Here is a 16597-nt window from a genome sequence, read left to right on the forward strand (position 1 = left end):
GCCATGACCCATCCCACCCGCTGGATCGCCGCTGCCGCGGTGGCCGTGCTGCTGCAGGTTCCCGCCTGGGCGCAGGCCATCAAGATCGCGAACATCGTCGAACTCTCCGGCGCCGGCGCCACCTCGGGCACCAACTTCCGCGACGGCGTGCTGCTGGCCGCGAAGGAGATCAATGCCGCCGGGGGCATCCTGGGGCACAGGATCGAGACCACCACCGCCGACACGCAGAGCAACCCGGGCGTGGCGAAGGGCCTCGCGCAGAAGGCGGTGGACGACAACGTCTTCGCCGTCTTCGGCCCCGTGTTCTCCGGTTCCATCATGGTCAGCATGGCCGAGACGAAGCGCGCGGAGATCCCCAACTTCACCGGCGGCGAGGCGGCAGGCATCACCAAGCAGGGCAACCCCTACATCTTCCGCACCAGCTTCACGCAGGAAACGGCGATGCCCAAGATCGCCCGCTACATGGCGGGCCCGCTCAAGGCGAAGACCCTCGCCCTGATCTACGTGAACAACGACTACGGCAAGGGCGGGCGCGAGTCGCTGATGAAGGCGATCGAGCCGCTGGGCATGAAGGTCGTGGCGGACATCTCCACCGACCAGAACCAGGTGGACTTCTCCGCCGCGGTGCTGAAGGCCAAGCAGAGCAATGCCGACGTCGTCTTCGTGTACACGAACGAGGAAGAGTCCGCCCGCGCCCTGCGCGAACTGCGCAAGCAGGGCGTGACGAAGCCCATCGTCGGCGAGACGACGCTCGTGGGCCAGAAGGTCATCGAGCTTGCGGGAGAGGCGGGCAACGGCGCGGTGGCGCACGTGGGCCTCACGGTCGATGCCCCGGTGCCGGCGATGCGCGCGTTCCGCGCGAAGTTCGAGAAGGAGTACCGCTACATCCCGGACCACAACGGCATCAAGGGCTACACCGGCGTGTACCTGCTGAAGGCCGCCATCGAGAAAGCGGGCAAGCCCGATCGCAAGGCGGTGGTGCAGGCCCTGCACGGGCTGAAGGTCTCCGCCGCGAAGGAGCCGGGCGTGATCCTCGACGTGGCCGTGGACAACAACGGCGACCTGGACCGCGAGAGCTTCCTCGTCGAGGTGCGCAACGGCAAGCAGGAGATCCGGGAAGTCCTGCCGGCGCTGTCGAAGAAGTGACGTGAGCCTGTTCGCGGAACCCAAGGTCGATGCGCATTGCCATGTGCTCGACCCGGCGCGCTTCCCGTACGCGCCGGACGTCGCATACCGCCCCGCGGGGCAGGAGGTCGCGCCGCTGGAGCAGTACGAACAGGTGATGGCGGCCTACGGGATCCGCCACGCGCTGTTCGTGGGACCCAACTCCGGGTACGGACTCGACAACGGGTGCATGCTCGACGCGCTTGCGCGCGGCGCCGGCCGCTTCAGGGGCGTGGCCGTCGTGCGCAACGACATCGCGCGCGAGGAGCTGCAGCGGCTGAAGCAGGCGGGCGTCGTCGGCGTCGCGTTCAACGCGACGGTCCTGGGCGTGGACCACTACCTGGCGGCGGGCGAGCTGCTGCGCCTCGTGGCGGACCTGGACCTCTTCGTTTCCCTGCAGGTGGAGCACGACCAGCTGCTGGCGCTGCGGCCCTTGCTGGAGCGCAGTGGCGCCAGGATCGTGTTCGACCATTGCGGCCGACCGCGTGCGGGCGGAGGAGTCGGGCAACCCGGCTTCCAGGCGCTCCTGGGCATGGCGAAGAACGGCCGCACGGCCGTGAAGCTCTCGGGCTACCAGAAGTTCTCGCTGCAAGCGCCGCCGTACGAGGACGCGCGGCCCTTCGTGCAGGCGCTGCTGGACGCCTACACGCCGGATGCCTGCATGTGGGCCTCGGACTGGCCCTTCCTGAAGTCGCCCGTGCGGCTGGACGTGGGGCCGCTGCTGCTGCAGCTGGAGCGCTTCGTGCCCGACGCCGCCGACCGGCGGCGCATCTGGTGGGACACGCCGCGGCGGTGGCTGGGGCTGGGCGCCTGAAGGCGCCCGGGAGACCTACTGCTTTGCTTCGCCGCCGGCGGAGCCCGTCTTGGCGGCCGCGGCGCCTTCTGTCTTGCGCTTGGACTTCGCGGCGGACTTCTCCGCAGCCGTAGCGGTCTTGCCTTCCTTCACCGTGTTGTCGGAAGTCGTCGAGCCCTTGCCCTGCGCGATCTCCTTGCTGGTAGCGCGGCGCTTCGCCTTCGCGGATTCCTTTTCGGCCTTGGTCGCCGACTTGGCGGGCGCGGCGCGGCTCTCGCCCGCGGTGTCCGATTGGGCGTAGACACCGGACGCGAGCAGGGCAAGGCTGGCGGCGGCGGTGGTCAGGATGATCTTGATCATGGTCGTTCTCTCCGTAGAAGGGGCGCGTGGGACCTGGACGGCCGGGTCCAGGAGACGAATCGTCGCGTTACGTCCTGTCCGGTTCAATGGGGGAAAGGGGAAGCAGCGAAGCGCCCCCCATGCGCCGTTCCCTGTCAACGCGCGAGCGGGTGGCGCGTTGCGTCCGGCGCAGGAAGACGGCGAACCCGGCACACTGGAGGCTTCCCAACCCTGGATCCCGCATGAGCGATCTCTCCTCCTACCCCATCACCCGCCGCTGGCCGGCGCAGCACCCGGACCGCCTGCAGCTCTACTCGCTGCCCACGCCCAACGGCGTGAAGGTCTCCATCGCGCTGGAAGAGACCGGCCTGCCCTACGAGGTGCACAAGGTGGACTTCGGGAAGAACGACCAGACGAGCCCCGAGTTCCTGTCGCTCAACCCGAACAACAAGATCCCCGCGATCCTCGATCCGAACGGGCCCGGCGGCAAGCCGCTCGCGCTGTTCGAGTCGGGCGCCATCCTGGTCTATCTCGCGGCGAAGACCGGGCAGCTCATGCCGCGGGACGAAGCGGCGCGCTACGAGTGCCTGCAGTGGCTGATGTTCCAGATGGGAGGCATCGGCCCCATGTTCGGCCAGCTCGGCTTCTTCCACAAGTTCGCCGGCAAGGACTACGAGGACAAGCGTCCGCGCGACCGCTACGTGAACGAGGCCAGGCGGCTGCTGGGCGTACTCGATGGCCACCTCAAGGGCCGCGAGTGGATCCTGGGCGACGCGTACAGCATCGCCGACATCGCCACCTTCCCCTGGGTGCGCAACCTGGTGGGCTTCTACGGTGCGCGCGAGATCGTGGGCTTCGATGCGTACAAGGAAGTGCAGCGCGTGCTGGATGCCTTCGTCGCGCGGCCGGCGGTGCAGCGCGGCCTGGAAATCCCGAAGCGCGACTAGACCGGGCGCAGGCGCAGCTGCCCGGGCAGCGGCACCGAGCGGCGCAGCACGTCCTCGCCGAGCCACATGGCGGAGCGCAGGGCCCGCTGCGCCACCATGGGCAGCGGCATCTGCACGTAGTCGTCGTTGAAGACCTCGAAGCTGTAGTCGCCGGCGTAGCCCAGCGCGTCGAGCTTCAGCACCATCTGCACCAGCTCCTGCGTGTGCACGCCTTCCCCGGGGAAGACGCGGAAGGTCCGCGCGGTGGCCATGCGCTCCTCGAAGGTGCGGGTCTCCTGCCACATGAAGTCGGAGAGCTGCACGAGGAAGATCTTCGCCGGGTCGAGGTCCTCCATCGCCGCCAGCGGCGTCTTCGCCGCGAGGATGTGGAAGGAGTCGATGCCGATGCCGAGGTTCGGGCAGTCGGCGCGGCACACGACGTCCCAGGCGGTGGTGAACTCGTTGACCGTCCGGCCCCAGGACAGGCCTTCGTAGGCGATGCGGATGCCGAAGGGAATGGCCAGCATCGCCAGCTTGCGGAGGTCGCGCGCGATGTGGTCCAGGTCCTGGCTCGCATGCGCGGACGTCGAGGAGCACGCCAGCAGCACGTCGCAGCCGAGCGCGGCGCACATCTCCAGCATCGTCTTCGCGATGTCCACCTTGTACTGGTGCAGGTGCCCGGAGAGGCCCTCGAAGTCGCGCAGCACCTGGAAGCCCGTGCCGCGCAATCCGCTCTCGCGGACCGCCTTCACGGCAGCGCGCCAGCCTTGCGGGTGGCCCACGAGGTCGTTGGCCTTGAGCATCACCTGGCTGAAGCCGGCGTCCTGCATCGCTTCGAGCTTGGCTTCGAGCGGGCCGGCGAGCGTGATCGTGTCCATGCCGAAGGCACGGATCGCCTGGTGGAGGCTGCGGCGGTCCGTCATGCTCTGTGGCTGTGCACCAGTTCGAACACGACGCTGCCGAGGAAGGTCTTCGTGATCGCGCCGCGGCGCTCGGTGTGCGCAGCCGCGTTCTCCACGAATTCCATCCCGAGCGCCCGCAGTTCGCGCACGGCCGCCAGCACGTCGGGCACGCCGAGCCCGATGCGCTGCAGGCGCTCGCTCGTGTCGAGCGAATCCGCCTCGGGCTCGATCACCTGCAGCATGAAGCGGTTGGCCGGCTGCAGCGCCGGCGCGCGCAGCAACTTGCCCGCCGGCATGATGCCGAAGCGCTGTTCATCGGGGATGGCCTGGATCCCGAACAGCTCGCGATAGAACTCGAGCCAGTCGTAGGTGCGGCCCGCGCCGATGTACTGCACGATGCCGAAGAAGTGCATGCCCGCGACCGCCGGCGGATGGCGCTCCACGCCGGGGATGGGGATGAAGTCCACGTCGTAGATCGAGAACTCGCGGTAGCGGTCCACGAAATAGATGCGGCTGCCGCCCACGCCGTGGATGGCGGGGATGTTCAGCTCCATGGCCTCGGGGTGCGTGGGCACTTCCCAGCCGCCATGCTCCAGCACGTAGCGGTAGGCCGCACGCGCGTCGCGCACGCGCAGGGCGACGGCCGCGATGACGGGCGAGGCGTCGCCGTGCGTGGCGCCGTCAGCGTCGCGCGGATGCGCATTCACGACGATGTTGATGTCGCCCTGGCGATACAGCAGCACCTCGCGCGAGCGGTGCCGCGCGACGGGGCGGAAGCCCATCATCTCCAGCACCTGGCCGAGGGCCTGCGGCTTCGCGGTGGCGAACTCGATGAACTCGACGCCGTCGACGCCGATCGGGTTGTCCTCGTCGCTGAACGAGTCCTGCAGGGGCTCGCGCGCGTGTTCCGGTTGCAGCAGCAGGTCGGACATGGGGCTAGTACTCCAGACGTGCCACCGCGCGCAGCTCGTCGGCGCTGGTGGTCGGATAGCCGAAGAACTCCAGGTAGGCCGGGATCATCTCGAACAGCATGTCGGTGCCCACCTGCACGCGGCAGCCGCGCGCCTGCGCAGCCTGGAGGAAGGCCGTCATTTCGGTCTTCATCACCACTTCGCCGACGAAGGCGCGCGGGTCCAGCCGATCCATGTCGATGGGCAGCGGATCGCCGGGGTTCATGCCCAGCGGCGTCGCGTTCACGACGAGGCTGAAGCCTGCCGGATCGCGGGTGCCGGTGCGCACCGTCACCTGCGGGTAGTGCATGCGCAGGCGCTGCGCCAGGCCCTCGGCCGCCGCTTCCTGCACGTCGTACAGCGCCAGGGTGCCTATGCCGGCCGCGGCGAGGGACGCCGCGATCGCCGATCCCACGCCGCCGCTGCCCACGACCAGCGCGCTCGCGCCTCGCAGCTGCAGGCCCTTGCCGCGCAGCCCGCGCACGAAGCCCTCGCCGTCGAACATGTCGCCGACGAGTCGCCCGTCCGCGGTGCGCTTCACCGCGTTGCAGGAGCCCGCCACCTTCACCGTCGGCGACACTTCGTCGAGCAGGTCGACGACGGTCACCTTGTGCGGCATGGTGATGAGCGCGCCGCGGATGTTCTCCAGCCGGAACAGGCTGCGCAGCGCGTCGGGGAAGGCGTCGGGCTTGCACCCCATGGGCACGACGACCGCGTTGATCCCCGCCGACGCGAAGTACGGGTTGTAGATCATCGGGGCCTTGAAGCTGTGCGTGGGCCAGCCCAGGTGCGCGATGAAGTCGGTGTGGCCGTTGATCAGCATGGGACGGGGGATGCGCGCGTTCATCGCAGGCTGGCGTTGTCGGGGTCGTGCCTGCGCACGAGGCCTTCGAGCGCCACCACGTACCCGGCCACGCCGAAGCCGACGACGATGCCGGCAGCGGCCGGCGAGATGTACGAATGGTGGCGGAAGGCCTCGCGGGCGTGCACGTTGGAGATGTGGCACTCGATCACCGGCAGGTCGACGCCCTTGATCGCGTCGTGCAGGGCCACCGAGGTGTGGGTGTAGGCGCCGGGGTTGAACACGCAACCCAGCGCCTTTCCTTCCTTGCAGAGGCGCCCGTACTCCTGGATCCTGTCGATCAGGGCGCCTTCCCAGTTGCTCTGGAAGCACTCGACCTCGAAGCCCAGGCGCTCGCCGGCGGCGCGGCACATCGCCTCCACGTCCGCCAGGGTCGTGGAGCCGTACTGCGCCGGCTCGCGCGTTCCCAGCAGGTTCAGGTTGGGGCCGTTGAGGACGAGGATCTTCTTCACGGTCGGCTTACTTGCGCGCCTTGGCGAGTTCGGCCTGGATGTCGCGCACCGTGTCGGCGCCGACGCTGGCGCTGTGCTTCTCGATGACGGGCTTCATCTTCTCGCGCAGCTTGGCGATCTCCGCGGGCGGCAGCTCGCTCACCTGCATGCCGGCCTTGCGCAGGTCTTCCAGGCCGGCCTGCAGCTGCGCGCGCGACTGCGTGCGCTCGTAGGCGGCGGATTCGGTCGCGGCTTCCTGCAGGATCTTGCGGTCGGCGGCGGGCAGCGACTCCCAGAACTTCTTGCTGACCACCACCGACTGCGGGTTGTACTGGTGGTTGGTGAGCGTCATGTACTTCTGCACTTCGTACAGCTTGGCGCCCTTGATGGTGGCCACCGGGTTCTCCTGGCCGTCGACCGCGCCCTGCTCCAGCGCGGCGTACAGCTCGGGGAACGGCAGCGGCGTCGGGTTGGCGCCGAGCGCCTTCACCCAGTCCACGTTGATCGGGTTGGGGATCACGCGCAGCTTCAGGCCGGCGATGTCGTCCACCTTGGTGATCGGGCGCTTGCTGTTGGTGAGTTCGCGGAAGCCCAGCTCGTAGTAGGCGAGGCCGACCAGGCCCTTGTCTTCCAGCTTCTTGTGCAGGTTCTGGCCGAAGGGCCCGTCGACCACCGCATCCGCTTCCTTCGGGTTGCCGAACAGGAAGGGGAAGTCGTAGATCGCGAATTCCTTGACCAGGCTCGCGAAGATGCCCGAGTTCATGGAGGCCATCTCCAGCGTGCCGCCCTGCAGCGCGGAGACGTTGGCCTGGTCGCTGCCCAACGTGCCGCCGGGGAAGACCTGCACCTTCAGCCGGCCGCCGGACTTCTTGTCCACCAGCTCGGCGAACTTGTCCATGCCCATCACGATGGGGTGGCCCTTGGCGTTCTGGTTGGCGAACTTGATCGTGCGCGTCTGCGCCTGCGCGAGCCCGAAGGCGGACAGGGCGACGGCCGCCGCGATGGTCTTCAGGAACAGTCTTTTCATTGCTTGTCGTCTCCGTTGAAAGGGCCGGGATCAGCCGTGGAACCACCGCGCCGGCACGGTCACCAGCTGCGGGAAGAGAACCATGAGGAACATGACGGCGAACTGCGCCACCATGAAGGGCCACACGCCCTTGGTCACCTCGTCCATGCTCACTTTGCCGACGCCGGCGACGGTGCTCAGCACCGTGCCGACCGGCGGCGTGATCAGGCCGATGGCGTTGTTGATCATGAACAGCACGCCGAAGTAGACGGGGTCGATGCCCGCCGCCTTCACGATGGGCATCAGCACCGGCGTGAGGATCAGGATGGTCGGCGTCATGTCCATCGCCGTGCCGACCACCATCGTGAGCACCATGATCGCGATCATCAGCAGCGTGGGGTTGTCCAGCAGCGGCTGCAGCAGCGCCACGACTTCGTTGGGCAGGTTGGCGACCGTGATCATCCACGCGGACACCATCGCCGCCGCCACGAGGAACATGATGACGGCGGTGGTCTTGGCGGCGGCCTCGAACAGGCCATAGAGCTGCGAGAGCTTCAGCTCCTTGTAGATCACGGTCGACACGAACAGCGCATACACCGCGGCGACCACGGCGGCTTCGGTGGGCGTGAACACGCCGAACTTCAGGCCGACGACCACGATGACGGGCAGCACCAGCGCGAACGTGGCGTCCTTGAGCGCGACCAGCACTTCGGCGCGGCTCGCGCGCGGGCCCGGCTCGATCTTCTCCTTGCGCACCAGCCACCACCACGTGATCCACAGCGCGGCGCCGAGCATGATGCCGGGCGCGATGCCGGCGAGGAACAGCTTGGAGATCGACACGTTGGCGGCGACGCCGAACACCACGAAGCCGATGCTGGGCGGAATGATGGGGGCGATGATGCTGGCCGAGGCGAGCAGGCCGGCGGAGCGCGCCGTGTTGTAGCCCGCGCGGTTCATCATCGGCAGCAGCAGGGCGGCAAGCGCCGCCGCGTCCGCCACCGCGGAGCCGGAGAGCGCCGCCATGAGGATGGCGGCCATGATGCCCACGTAGCCCAGGCCGCCGCGCACGTGGCCCACGAGCGTCATCGCGAAGTTCACGATGCGGCGCGACAGGCCGCCGGCGTTCATGATCTCGCCGGCCAGCATGAAGAAGGGCACGGCCAGCAGCGGGAAGCTGTTGGCGCCTTCGATCGTGTTCTGCGCGAGGATCTGCGCGTCGAACATGTCCATGTGCCACATCAGCGCGGCGCCGCAGGCGAGCAGCGAGAAGGCGATGGGCACGCCCAGCGCCATGGCGCCCAGCAGCGAGCCGAGGAAGATGGCGATGGTCATGGCTTCACCTGCGGGGCGGGTTGCGGGTCGACTTCGGGGTTGCCGTGCGGCATGTCGTCGGATTCCGTGACGCCGATCAGCTCGGACTCGGCGAGCTGGCCGGTCACGAGGCGCACGAAGTCGACGAGGATGAACAGGAACGCGAACACGGAGAAGAACAGGCCGCTCGCGTAGAAATAGCCCATGCGGGCTTCCATCACCGCGCTGGTGCTGCCCCAGTTGATCACCGTCTGCTGCCACGAGCCGCGGAACATCAGCCAGCACAGGTACAGCATCAGCAGGTGCGCGAGGCCCAGGCAGATCTTCTTGCCGACCACGGGCAGGCGCGACACGACGGTGTCCGTGCCCAGGTGCGCGTGCGATCGCAGCGCGATCAGCGCGCCGATGAACGTCATCCACACGAACAGCCAGCGCGAGAGCTCCTCGGAGACGGTGATGCCGCTGTTGAAGCCGTAGCGCAGCACCACGTTGCCGAACACCATCACGACCATCAATGCGAGGAACACCACCATGATGGCGGTGAGCACCCGGCACAGCCGGTCGATGAGGGTCTGCAACATGGGACTTGTCTCCTGGGCGGCCGCGGGCCGCTCGCCGTGCGGACGGCGGGCCGCTTCGTCCGCCGCATTTTGTACGGACTGGTTAGTTTTTCTCCGGGGGTAAACCCTAGCGCCCGCTCAGTCCGCGCGCATGAAGCGCACGATCATCTCGATCACATTGTCGCGCCGGTGCGCGATGTACGCTGCCGAGCGCGTGTCGAGCTTGAAGATGACGCCGAAGGTGTGCCGGTTGGAGACGTTGAAGAAACTCAGCGCGGAGATCGATGCGTGGATGTCGACGGGGTCCAGCCCCGGGCGGAACACGCCCGACTTCACGCCGCGCTCGTAGAGCTGGCGGATGGAGGCGATCGCCGTCACGTTGAGTTCCTGGATGCGCTTGGACTGCCCGATGTACTGGCCGCGGTTGATGTTCTCCGTCATCACCAGGCGGATGTAGTTCTCGTGGGACAGGTGGTGGTCGAACGTGAACGCCACGAGGCGGCGCAGGGCCTGCTCGGGCTCGAGGTCCTCGAGGTGGAGTTCCGCCTCGATCTCGCGCACCTTGCGGTACGACTCCTCCAGCACGGCGAGGTACAGGCCCTCCTTGCTGCCGAAGTAGTAGTAGATCATCCGCTTGCTGGTCTGCGTGAGCGCGGCGATCTCGTCGATGCGCGCGCCGGCCAGGCCCTTCTCGCCGAACTCCGCGGCCGCGACCTCCAGGATGTTGGCCCGCGTGCGCTCCGGGTCGTTCGTGCGCGTGGTCTCCTTGGCGGCCGGCTTGGACGCACGCGCCCTGGCCGACTTCAAATGTACTAGTTCGTTCATGCGCGCAGTATAGGACTGCGCCACGGCGCGACCAAGCACGCATGGCGCATGCGCTCGGTTCGGCAAACGGGGGAGAAAGAGAAGGAAGCGATGTGGCGCGGCTGGCGGGGATCGAACCCACGACCCTTGGCTTCGGAGGCCAATACTCTATCCACTGAGCTACAGCCGCACAGCGCGCATTCTATCCGACGCGACGGCGCATCGAGGGCGTGCAGGAGGCGCTGGCTATAATCGCCGGTTGATCCCGATAACGCGAATTCATTGAGGACGCCATGAGCGACACGCTGGAAGAAGCCCACACCGGTCCGATCAAGACCCCCAAGCAGCTGCTGATCGCGGTGCTGTTCTCCTTCCTGATCCCCGTGTTCACGATCATCGCCCTCGTGGCGTATGTCTCGTCCGACAGCAAGCCTGCGGGCAGCAGCCAGATCGACAAGTACGTGCTCGGCGGCGTCACGGCGCAGGACATCGAGCGCGGCGTGGCGGAACGCATCCGCAAGGTCGGCACCGTGGAGATCCGCGATGCCAACCGTCCGCTCGCTTCCGGCGAGCAGGTCTTCAAGGCGCAGTGCACGACCTGCCACACCGCGGGCGTGGCCGGCGCACCGAAGGTCGGCGACGCGGCTTCCTGGGCCAACCGAATCAAGAGCGGCTTCGACGCGCTGGTGCAGTCCGCGCTGAAGGGCAAGGGCGCCATGCCGCCGCAGGCCGGCGGCGACTTCTCCGACGTGGAGATCGCACGTGCCGTCGCCTACATGGCCAATTCCGGCGGCGCGAAGTTCGCCGAGCCCGCCGCGCCGGCGGCGCCCGCCGCCGCGGACGCGGGCGGTGCTGCGCCTGCCGCCGCTGCCGCTCCCGCGGCCGCCGCTGCCCCGGCTGCTGCACCCGCCGCCGTCGCCGCCGCCGCCACGCCCGCCCCGGCTGCAGCGCCCGCCGCTGCTGCGGCGCCCACGCAGGCCGCCGCCGCCGGCAACGGCCAGCAGGTGTACAACGGCGTCTGCATGGCCTGCCACGCCGCCGGCGTCGCCGGCGCGCCCAAGCTGGGCGACAAGGCCGCCTGGGCACCGCGCCTCGCGCAAGGCATGCCCGCGCTGTACAACTCCGCGCTCAAGGGCAAGGGCGCCATGCCGCCCAAGGGTGGCAGCCCCGCGCCGGACGCCGACATCAAGGCGGCCGTCGACTACATGGTCGCTGCGTCGAAGTAAGCGACGCACGCACCGAACGGAAAGCCGGCCTCGCGCCGGCTTTTTTCATTCCTGGCCGCGGGAGATGGGCTGCCCCTGCGCCGGACTGCGCACGAAGCCGTAGCGCGCGGGCAGGTCATGCGAAAGCACCTCCTGCGGTTGCCAGCGGCCGGCGTCGATCGCTTCCGAGGCGAGCAGGATGTCCTGGCTGTGCACGAGACCGATGCCCAGTTCCGTCTCCAGGTAGACGCGGCCGGTTTCGTCCACGAGGCAGGCGCGCGGCTGCACGGTCACGCCGGTGTGGCTTGCGACGGTGCCGTCGTCGGCAAGGCGCCAGATCCACGGCGTGGCCTGCAGCTCCACGTACACGCGCTGCGGCCCGTTCTGGAAGTACCACTGCCCCTCCGCGTCGTGCTCGTAGTTGCGGTGGATGAAGGCCACCAGCTTCTCGTGCCGCAGCAGCGAGCCTTTCTCCTGCGGGAAGGGGCCGGCCGCCTGCACGCGGTCGTCGCGCATGTACCAGCTGCCGCGCTCGTCGAGCCCCAGCCAGCCGTAGCAGTGCGGCACGTTCGGCCACTTCGCCATGGCCTGGCGCACGATGTCGTCCATCGGACGATTATGGGCGCGGCCCGCTCAGCGCAGGAAAGCGTCGTACCCGGTCTTGCAGATGAGCGCGGACACCACGAGGATGAAGACGCCCCGCACGAAGGAGGCTCCGTGCTTGAGCGCGAGGTGCGTGCCGAGCAGGCTGCCCACCACGTTGGCCACCGCGAGCGCGACGGCGTACTGCCACCACACGTGCCCCTTCAGCGCGAACAGCACGAGGGCGGAGAAGTTGGTGGCGGTGTTCAGCAGCTTGGCCGCGGCCGAGGCATTGAGGAAGTCGTAGCCCAGCACGCGCACGAACAGGAACACGAAGAAGCTGCCGGTGCCGGGGCCGAAGAAGCCATCGTAGAACCCCAGCAGCAGGCCGATGGCGCAAGCCACCGCCGTCTGCGTGTGTCCCGCGAGGCGCGGCGCGTGCTCGCGGCCCATGTCCTTGCGCACCAGCGTGTAGAGCAGCACGCCCACCAGCACGACGGGCAGCAGCTTGCGCAGGAACTCCGACGGCAGCACGGTGACGGCCCAGGCCCCGAGGAAGCCGCCGACCAGGCCGGCGACGGCGGCGGGCAGCAGGGCGGGCCAATGCATGTCCACCCTGCGGCTGAACTGGCGCGCCGCGAAGGCGGTGCCCCAGATCGACGCACTCTTGTTGGTGCCGAAGAGGGTGGCGGGGTGGGTGGTGGGGAAGACCGCGAACAGCGCGGGCACCAGGATCAGTCCGCCGCCTCCCACGATCGCATCGACGAACCCGGCCAGCACCGAGGCCAGCGACACGAGCAACAACTCCATTGGCCCGATTGTCGCAGGCGGCCCGGGCACGCCCGAAATGGCACGGGCAAAGAAAAAGCGCCGCGAATGCGGCGCTTTGGAGGTATCCGGCCCGCTGTGCGGTGCCGCGCTTGTCTCTTCGAATTCTGTGCGGGGTTTGTCTCCTCGGTCCCTCGTCCTGTCGTCCCCGGGGGCACGACGCGAGTGCAAGGACTGTAGCAGTGCGCACGAGGCCGGTGCATTGGGGCTTTCCCCCGTGGAGGCCCTGTCGCCAGCCCCTCGGACCTTGCCCGTGGCCGCACGCTGCCTGTCGCGCCGGCCCCACGACTTAAGTCAAAAAGGCTCCATCTTTTGGGGGAGCACGCGCCGGGATGGTGCGGCCCGCCCGTAAGCTGCCGTCGTCCCATCCAAGCTCATCGGGAGGAGCGTTCATGAAAACGAAGTTCCTGCGCCATGCCCTGGCGCTCGTGCCGGCCCTGTTCCTCGCTGCGTGCGGCGGCGGCGGCGGTGATTCTTCCGGCAATGCCGCCACCGCGGTGCAACTGGCGATCACGTCCGCCAACTCGCAGGCCGTCGCGGCCGAATCCCTCGAAGCATCGGCCAGCTACGAAGCCGCGGCCGGCGGCGCCTCGCTGCTGACCGGCGTCGAGGTCGACGGCGGTGGCGCCGCGAACCCGCTGCTGCTCGCGAAGGCGACGAGCCAGCTCCTGGCCAAGGTGCCCGCCGGTCCGTCGCTCGCCACCGGTGTCAGCGCCACCGAAACCCTCGCCTGCTCCAGCGGCACCCTCACCGTGTCGTACAGCGTCGCCAGCACCAGCGGCGTGCTGGCCGCCGGCGACTCCATGTCCTTCACGGCGAACAACTGCACGGAGACCGTCGGCACGGAAACGATGCGCATGAACGGCACGATGTCGATCACCATCCTCAGCGGCACGTTCAATGCGTCCGGCGCGTACCCGCGCTCCGTTTCGATGCAGACCAGCGCCAGCAACTTCACCGTCGTCCAGGGCGGCGAGACGATGGTCGCCAACGGCGACGTCACGATCGACCTGACCCAGACCAGCTTCAGCGACGCCAAGGTCACGCTGAAGTCCAGCCGCATGTCGTCCAAGGTCGGTTCGCACGCGGTCACCCTGAAGGGCTACACGCATACCGTCACCGAGACCTCCAGCGGCGCCACCATCCAGATCACGGCGACCGTGGAGACGAACAACAGCCGCCTGGGCACGGGCACGGTGAGCTACCAGGTCACCACCACGACGCCCATCGTGGTCAACAGCGCCGGCCAGGTGACCGCGGGCGTGCTGAAGGCCACGGGCGCCAGCGGCTCGAACGTGGTGCTGACCGCCACGGGCGCGGACAGCTTCACGGTGCAGGTCGACGCGGACGGCAACGGCACGTACGAGTCCAGCAACACCGTCACGCGCACCGCGCTGGCCGGCCTGCTCTGACGATGGCTTGTCGCTTCCTGTCGCCGGCGCTGCTCGCGCTGGCCTCGGGGGCGGCGGGGGCGCAAGCCCTTGCCGCCCCCGATCTTTCCTGGGGTGTCTCCGCGGGCGTGCAGCACCGTCGCCTGGTCGAACGGGCCGACGACGGCCGCCGGCTCGTCGAAGAGTCCGGGCCCATGCTGCGCCTCGCGCTCGACGGCGCGCTGAAGCTGCAAGGCGGCGGCGCGCTGCAGGCGGGCGCCGGGCTCGCCGGCGGAACGCTGGATTACGAAGGCCGCACGCAGGCGGGTGCGCCGCTCGCGACGGACTCGCGCCACCGCGACCTCGCGCTGTCCTTCGGCTGGCGTCCGTGGGCGCCGGCGTCATGGGGCGAAGCGTGGCTGGTGCTGCGCGCCGTGCAGCAGCGCCGCGACATCGCCTCCACGGCGACGGTCACGGGCCTGCGCGAGACGTCGACCCTCGTCATGCCCGGCGTGCGCTGGACCGGCAGTTTCGATGCGGCCCGCTGGCGACTGCGGCCGGCCGCCGAACTGCGGACCAGCGCTTGGCACCGGCTGCACGTGGACTACCGCGGGCTCTACGATGCGCAGGACCTGGACGGCGGGCACCGCAACGAGCTGTCGCTCGTGCTCGATGCGTCCACGGCCGCTTCGCCGTGGAGCTGGTCCTTCGAATGGACCCGCGCCCGCCAGGCCGCGAGCGAGCGAGCGCCGCTCACGCGTGGCGGTGCGGCGGCCGGCACGGTGCGCCAGCCCCGCATCGAGATCGACGACGTGATGCTGCGCGTGCGCCGCGCGTTCTAGCGGCCCTGCGCCGCGTCGCGCACGATCCACTCCGCGGCCTTCTCCGCCATCATCAGCACGGGCGAGTTCGTGTTGCCGCTGGTGATGGTGGGCATGGCCCCCGCGTCCACCACGCGCAGGCCCGCGATGCCGCGCACGCGCAGGCGCGCGTCGAGCACCGCGTTGGGGTCGCCGTCGGCGCCCATCGCGGTGGTCCCGACCGGGTGGAAGATCGTCGTGGCGATGTCGCCGGCGAGCCGTGCCAGTTCCTCGTCGGTCTGGTACTGCGGGCCGGGGCGCCACTCCTCGGGCTTGTACTTCGCGAGGGCGGGCTGCGCGGCGATGCGCCGTGTCACCCGCAGCGAATCGGCCGCCACCTTGCGGTCTTCCGGCGTGCTCAGGTAGTTCATCGTGATCGCCGGCGCGTCCTCGAAGCGCGGGCTGCGGATGCGCACCCAGCCGCGGCTCGTCGGGTTCAGGTTGCACACGCTCGCCGTGAACGCGTTGAACGGGTGCAGCGGTTCGCCGAACGCATCGAGGCTGAGCGGCTGCACGTGGTACTCGATGTTGGGGTAAGGCTGGTCCGGCGTGCTGCGGGTGAAGGCGCCCAGCTGCGAAGGCGCCATGCTCATGGGGCCGCTGCGCTTGAGCGCGTACTCCGCGCCGATCTTCAGCTTGCCCCACCAGCTGTTCGCGAGCGTGTTCAGCGTCGTGACGCCGTCCACCTTGTAGACGGCGCGGATCTGCAGGTGGTCCTGCAGGTTGCCGCCGACGCCCGGCAGGTCGCGCACGACGGGGATGCCGTGCTGCTGCAGCAGCGCGGCGGGGCCGATGCCCGAGAGCTGCAGGATCTGCGGCGAGCCGATGCTGCCCGCGCACAGCAGCGTCTCGCGCGCCGCTTCGGCGCGCACCAGCTCCTGGCCGGTCCAGACCTCCGCGCCGGTGCAGCGCTTCGTGCCGTCCGGCAGCGTCTCGAACACGAGGCGGGTGACGTGCGCGCCGGTCCACATCTCGAAGTTCGGGCGGCCGTAGCAGGTGGGCCGCAGGAAGGCCTTGGCCGTGTTCCAGCGCCAGCCGTTCTTCTGGTTCACCTGGAAGTAGCCGACGCCTTCGTTGTCGCCGCGGTTGAAGTCCTCGCTGTGGGGGATGCCGGCCTGCTGCGCCGCCTGCGCGAAGGCGTCGAGGATGTCCCAGCGCAGGCGCTGCCGCTCCACGCGCCATTCGCCGCCGGCGCCGTGCAGCGCGTCGGCGCCCTTGTAGTAGTCCTCGTGCTTCTTGAAGTAGGGCAGGCAGTTGTCCCAGGTCCAGCCCGCGTCGCCGACATGCTGCGCCCAGCCGTCGTAGTCGCGCTTCTGCCCGCGCATGTAGATCATGCCGTTGATGCTGGAGCAGCCGCCGAGCGTCTTGCCGCGCGGATAGCGCAGCTTGCGGCCGTTCAGCCCGGTGTCTTCCTCGGTATGGAAAAGCCAGTCGGTCCGCGCGTTGCCGATGCAATAGAGATAGCCGACCGGAATGTGGATCCAGTGATAGTCGTCCTTGCGCCCCGCCTCGATCAGCAGCACGCGCTTGCGCGGATCGGCGGAGAGCCGGTTGGCAAGCAGGCAACCCGCGGTGCCGCCGCCGATGATGATGTAGTCGAAGCTGGTGTCGCTCAAGCTTGTTGTCTCCTCGGGGGACCGTTGTTGATCACGGCTTTCTTGAACGCAGAGGTCGCAGAGGTCACGCAGAGGTCGCAGAGAAATC

At 68.8% G+C, this 16597-nt stretch carries 18 protein-coding genes and 1 tRNA gene; 6 read left to right on the forward strand and 13 right to left on the reverse strand.

The features are described 5' to 3' along the window. The first annotated feature begins 3 nt into the window (after positions 1-3). Positions 4-1146, forward strand: a complete 1143-nt coding sequence (locus H8N03_RS08180) for an ABC transporter substrate-binding protein (protein ID WP_187075658.1) — start codon at positions 4-6, stop codon at positions 1144-1146. A gap of 1 nt (position 1147) precedes the next feature. Beyond that, complete coding sequence (locus tag H8N03_RS08185; protein WP_187075659.1) at positions 1148-1978, forward strand: amidohydrolase family protein; 831 nt, start codon at positions 1148-1150, stop codon at positions 1976-1978. A gap of 15 nt (positions 1979-1993) precedes the next feature. Here H8N03_RS08185 and H8N03_RS08190 read toward each other — a convergent pair whose 3' ends face one another. Then, a complete protein-coding gene (locus H8N03_RS08190) occupies positions 1994-2317 on the reverse strand; it encodes a hypothetical protein (RefSeq protein ID WP_187075660.1) in 324 nt (107 codons plus the stop codon). A gap of 221 nt (positions 2318-2538) precedes the next feature. Between H8N03_RS08190 and H8N03_RS08195 the strand changes: the two genes are divergently transcribed. Then, positions 2539-3243 (forward strand): glutathione S-transferase N-terminal domain-containing protein, encoded by a 705-nt coding sequence (locus H8N03_RS08195; RefSeq protein WP_187075661.1) that lies wholly within the window; start codon positions 2539-2541, stop codon positions 3241-3243. Here H8N03_RS08195 and H8N03_RS08200 read toward each other — a convergent pair. The 9 genes from H8N03_RS08200 to H8N03_RS08240 form a co-directional block, all read right to left on the reverse strand. Next, positions 3240-4145 carry a sugar phosphate isomerase/epimerase family protein gene (locus tag H8N03_RS08200; RefSeq protein ID WP_187075662.1) on the reverse strand — a complete coding sequence of 302 codons (906 nt, stop codon included), beginning with the start codon at positions 4143-4145 and terminating at the stop codon, positions 3240-3242. The two genes, H8N03_RS08195 and H8N03_RS08200, sit on opposite strands and share 4 nt — an antisense overlap. Beyond that, a complete protein-coding gene (locus tag H8N03_RS08205; RefSeq protein WP_187075663.1) occupies positions 4142-5056 on the reverse strand; it encodes a 4-hydroxyphenylpyruvate dioxygenase in 915 nt (304 codons plus the stop codon). Before H8N03_RS08205 ends, H8N03_RS08200 begins: the two co-directional genes overlap by 4 nt. 4 nt (positions 5057-5060) lie before the next feature. Continuing rightward, positions 5061-5921, reverse strand: coding sequence for a shikimate dehydrogenase family protein (locus tag H8N03_RS08210; RefSeq protein ID WP_255428113.1), 861 nt, complete (start codon positions 5919-5921; stop codon positions 5061-5063). Further along, positions 5918-6388: a type II 3-dehydroquinate dehydratase gene (gene aroQ, locus H8N03_RS08215; protein WP_187075664.1), complete on the reverse strand. Its 471-nt coding sequence runs from the start codon at positions 6386-6388 to the stop codon at positions 5918-5920. Before aroQ ends, H8N03_RS08210 begins: the two co-directional genes overlap by 4 nt. Positions 6389-6395: 7 nt before the next feature. After that, positions 6396-7394: a TRAP transporter substrate-binding protein gene (locus H8N03_RS08220; protein WP_187075665.1), complete on the reverse strand. Its 999-nt coding sequence runs from the start codon at positions 7392-7394 to the stop codon at positions 6396-6398. Positions 7395-7424: 30 nt separating this feature from the next. Next, complete coding sequence (locus H8N03_RS08225; protein WP_187075666.1) at positions 7425-8705, reverse strand: TRAP transporter large permease subunit; 1281 nt, start codon at positions 8703-8705, stop codon at positions 7425-7427. After that, positions 8702-9265, reverse strand: a complete 564-nt coding sequence (locus tag H8N03_RS08230) for a TRAP transporter small permease (RefSeq protein WP_187075667.1) — start codon at positions 9263-9265, stop codon at positions 8702-8704. Before H8N03_RS08230 ends, H8N03_RS08225 begins: the two co-directional genes overlap by 4 nt. 117 nt (positions 9266-9382) lie before the next feature. Further along, on the reverse strand, positions 9383-10069 hold the full coding sequence (locus H8N03_RS08235) for a TetR family transcriptional regulator (protein WP_187075668.1): 687 nt from the start codon (positions 10067-10069) through the stop codon (positions 9383-9385). 93 nt (positions 10070-10162) lie between these two features. After that, positions 10163-10238, reverse strand: a tRNA-Arg gene (locus H8N03_RS08240). Between the two features lie 103 nt (positions 10239-10341). On the opposite strand from H8N03_RS08240, the gene H8N03_RS08245 reads away from it, so the two are divergent. Next, positions 10342-11274 carry a c-type cytochrome gene (locus H8N03_RS08245; RefSeq protein WP_187075669.1) on the forward strand — a complete coding sequence of 311 codons (933 nt, stop codon included), beginning with the start codon at positions 10342-10344 and terminating at the stop codon, positions 11272-11274. 45 nt (positions 11275-11319) lie between these two features. Here H8N03_RS08245 and H8N03_RS08250 read toward each other — a convergent pair whose 3' ends face one another. Next, positions 11320-11862 (reverse strand): DUF2946 family protein, encoded by a 543-nt coding sequence (locus tag H8N03_RS08250; protein ID WP_187075670.1) that lies wholly within the window; start codon positions 11860-11862, stop codon positions 11320-11322. A 24-nt stretch (positions 11863-11886) separates the two neighbouring features. After that, entirely contained in the window at positions 11887-12645 is a 759-nt protein-coding gene (locus tag H8N03_RS08255; RefSeq protein ID WP_187075671.1) for a sulfite exporter TauE/SafE family protein, read from the reverse strand. Between the two features lie 410 nt (positions 12646-13055). Between H8N03_RS08255 and H8N03_RS08260 the strand changes: the two genes are divergently transcribed. Both H8N03_RS08260 and H8N03_RS08265 read left to right on the forward strand, forming a co-directional pair. After that, complete coding sequence (locus tag H8N03_RS08260; protein ID WP_187075672.1) at positions 13056-14075, forward strand: hypothetical protein; 1020 nt, start codon at positions 13056-13058, stop codon at positions 14073-14075. Between the two features lie 2 nt (positions 14076-14077). Further along, positions 14078-14875, forward strand: coding sequence for a hypothetical protein (locus H8N03_RS08265; protein WP_187075673.1), 798 nt, complete (start codon positions 14078-14080; stop codon positions 14873-14875). On the opposite strand, the gene H8N03_RS08270 is transcribed toward H8N03_RS08265, so the two are convergent. Beyond that, positions 14872-16509: a GMC family oxidoreductase gene (locus tag H8N03_RS08270; protein WP_187075674.1), complete on the reverse strand. Its 1638-nt coding sequence runs from the start codon at positions 16507-16509 to the stop codon at positions 14872-14874. The genes H8N03_RS08265 and H8N03_RS08270 overlap by 4 nt on opposite strands. Between the last annotated feature and the right edge of the window lie 88 nt (positions 16510-16597).

Source organism: Ramlibacter cellulosilyticus, assembly GCF_014297465.1.
Classification (GTDB): domain Bacteria; phylum Pseudomonadota; class Gammaproteobacteria; order Burkholderiales; family Burkholderiaceae_C; genus Ramlibacter; species Ramlibacter cellulosilyticus.

Bases quoted from the DNA above. Each gene is read 5' to 3' on its own strand.
- H8N03_RS08220 (WP_187075665.1), bottom strand. From the start codon at position 7,394: ATGAAAAGACTGTTCCTGAAGACCATCGCGGCGGCCGTCGCCCTGTCC.
- H8N03_RS08230 (WP_187075667.1), bottom strand. From the start codon at position 9,265: ATGTTGCAGACCCTCATCGACCGGCTGTGCCGGGTGCTCACCGCCATC.
- H8N03_RS08235 (WP_187075668.1), bottom strand. From the start codon at position 10,069: ATGAACGAACTAGTACATTTGAAGTCGGCCAGGGCGCGTGCGTCCAAG.
- H8N03_RS08200 (WP_187075662.1), bottom strand. From the start codon at position 4,145: ATGACGGACCGCCGCAGCCTCCACCAGGCGATCCGTGCCTTCGGCATG.
- H8N03_RS08210 (WP_255428113.1), bottom strand. From the start codon at position 5,921: ATGAACGCGCGCATCCCCCGTCCCATGCTGATCAACGGCCACACCGAC.
- H8N03_RS08245 (WP_187075669.1), top strand. From the start codon at position 10,342: ATGAGCGACACGCTGGAAGAAGCCCACACCGGTCCGATCAAGACCCCC.
- H8N03_RS08205 (WP_187075663.1), bottom strand. From the start codon at position 5,056: ATGTCCGACCTGCTGCTGCAACCGGAACACGCGCGCGAGCCCCTGCAG.
- H8N03_RS08265 (WP_187075673.1), top strand. From the start codon at position 14,078: ATGGCTTGTCGCTTCCTGTCGCCGGCGCTGCTCGCGCTGGCCTCGGGG.
- H8N03_RS08225 (WP_187075666.1), bottom strand. From the start codon at position 8,705: ATGACCATCGCCATCTTCCTCGGCTCGCTGCTGGGCGCCATGGCGCTG.
- H8N03_RS08195 (WP_187075661.1), top strand. From the start codon at position 2,539: ATGAGCGATCTCTCCTCCTACCCCATCACCCGCCGCTGGCCGGCGCAG.
- H8N03_RS08260 (WP_187075672.1), top strand. From the start codon at position 13,056: ATGAAAACGAAGTTCCTGCGCCATGCCCTGGCGCTCGTGCCGGCCCTG.
- H8N03_RS08250 (WP_187075670.1), bottom strand. From the start codon at position 11,862: ATGGACGACATCGTGCGCCAGGCCATGGCGAAGTGGCCGAACGTGCCG.
- H8N03_RS08180 (WP_187075658.1), top strand. From the start codon at position 4: ATGACCCATCCCACCCGCTGGATCGCCGCTGCCGCGGTGGCCGTGCTG.
- H8N03_RS08190 (WP_187075660.1), bottom strand. From the start codon at position 2,317: ATGATCAAGATCATCCTGACCACCGCCGCCGCCAGCCTTGCCCTGCTC.
- H8N03_RS08255 (WP_187075671.1), bottom strand. From the start codon at position 12,645: ATGGAGTTGTTGCTCGTGTCGCTGGCCTCGGTGCTGGCCGGGTTCGTC.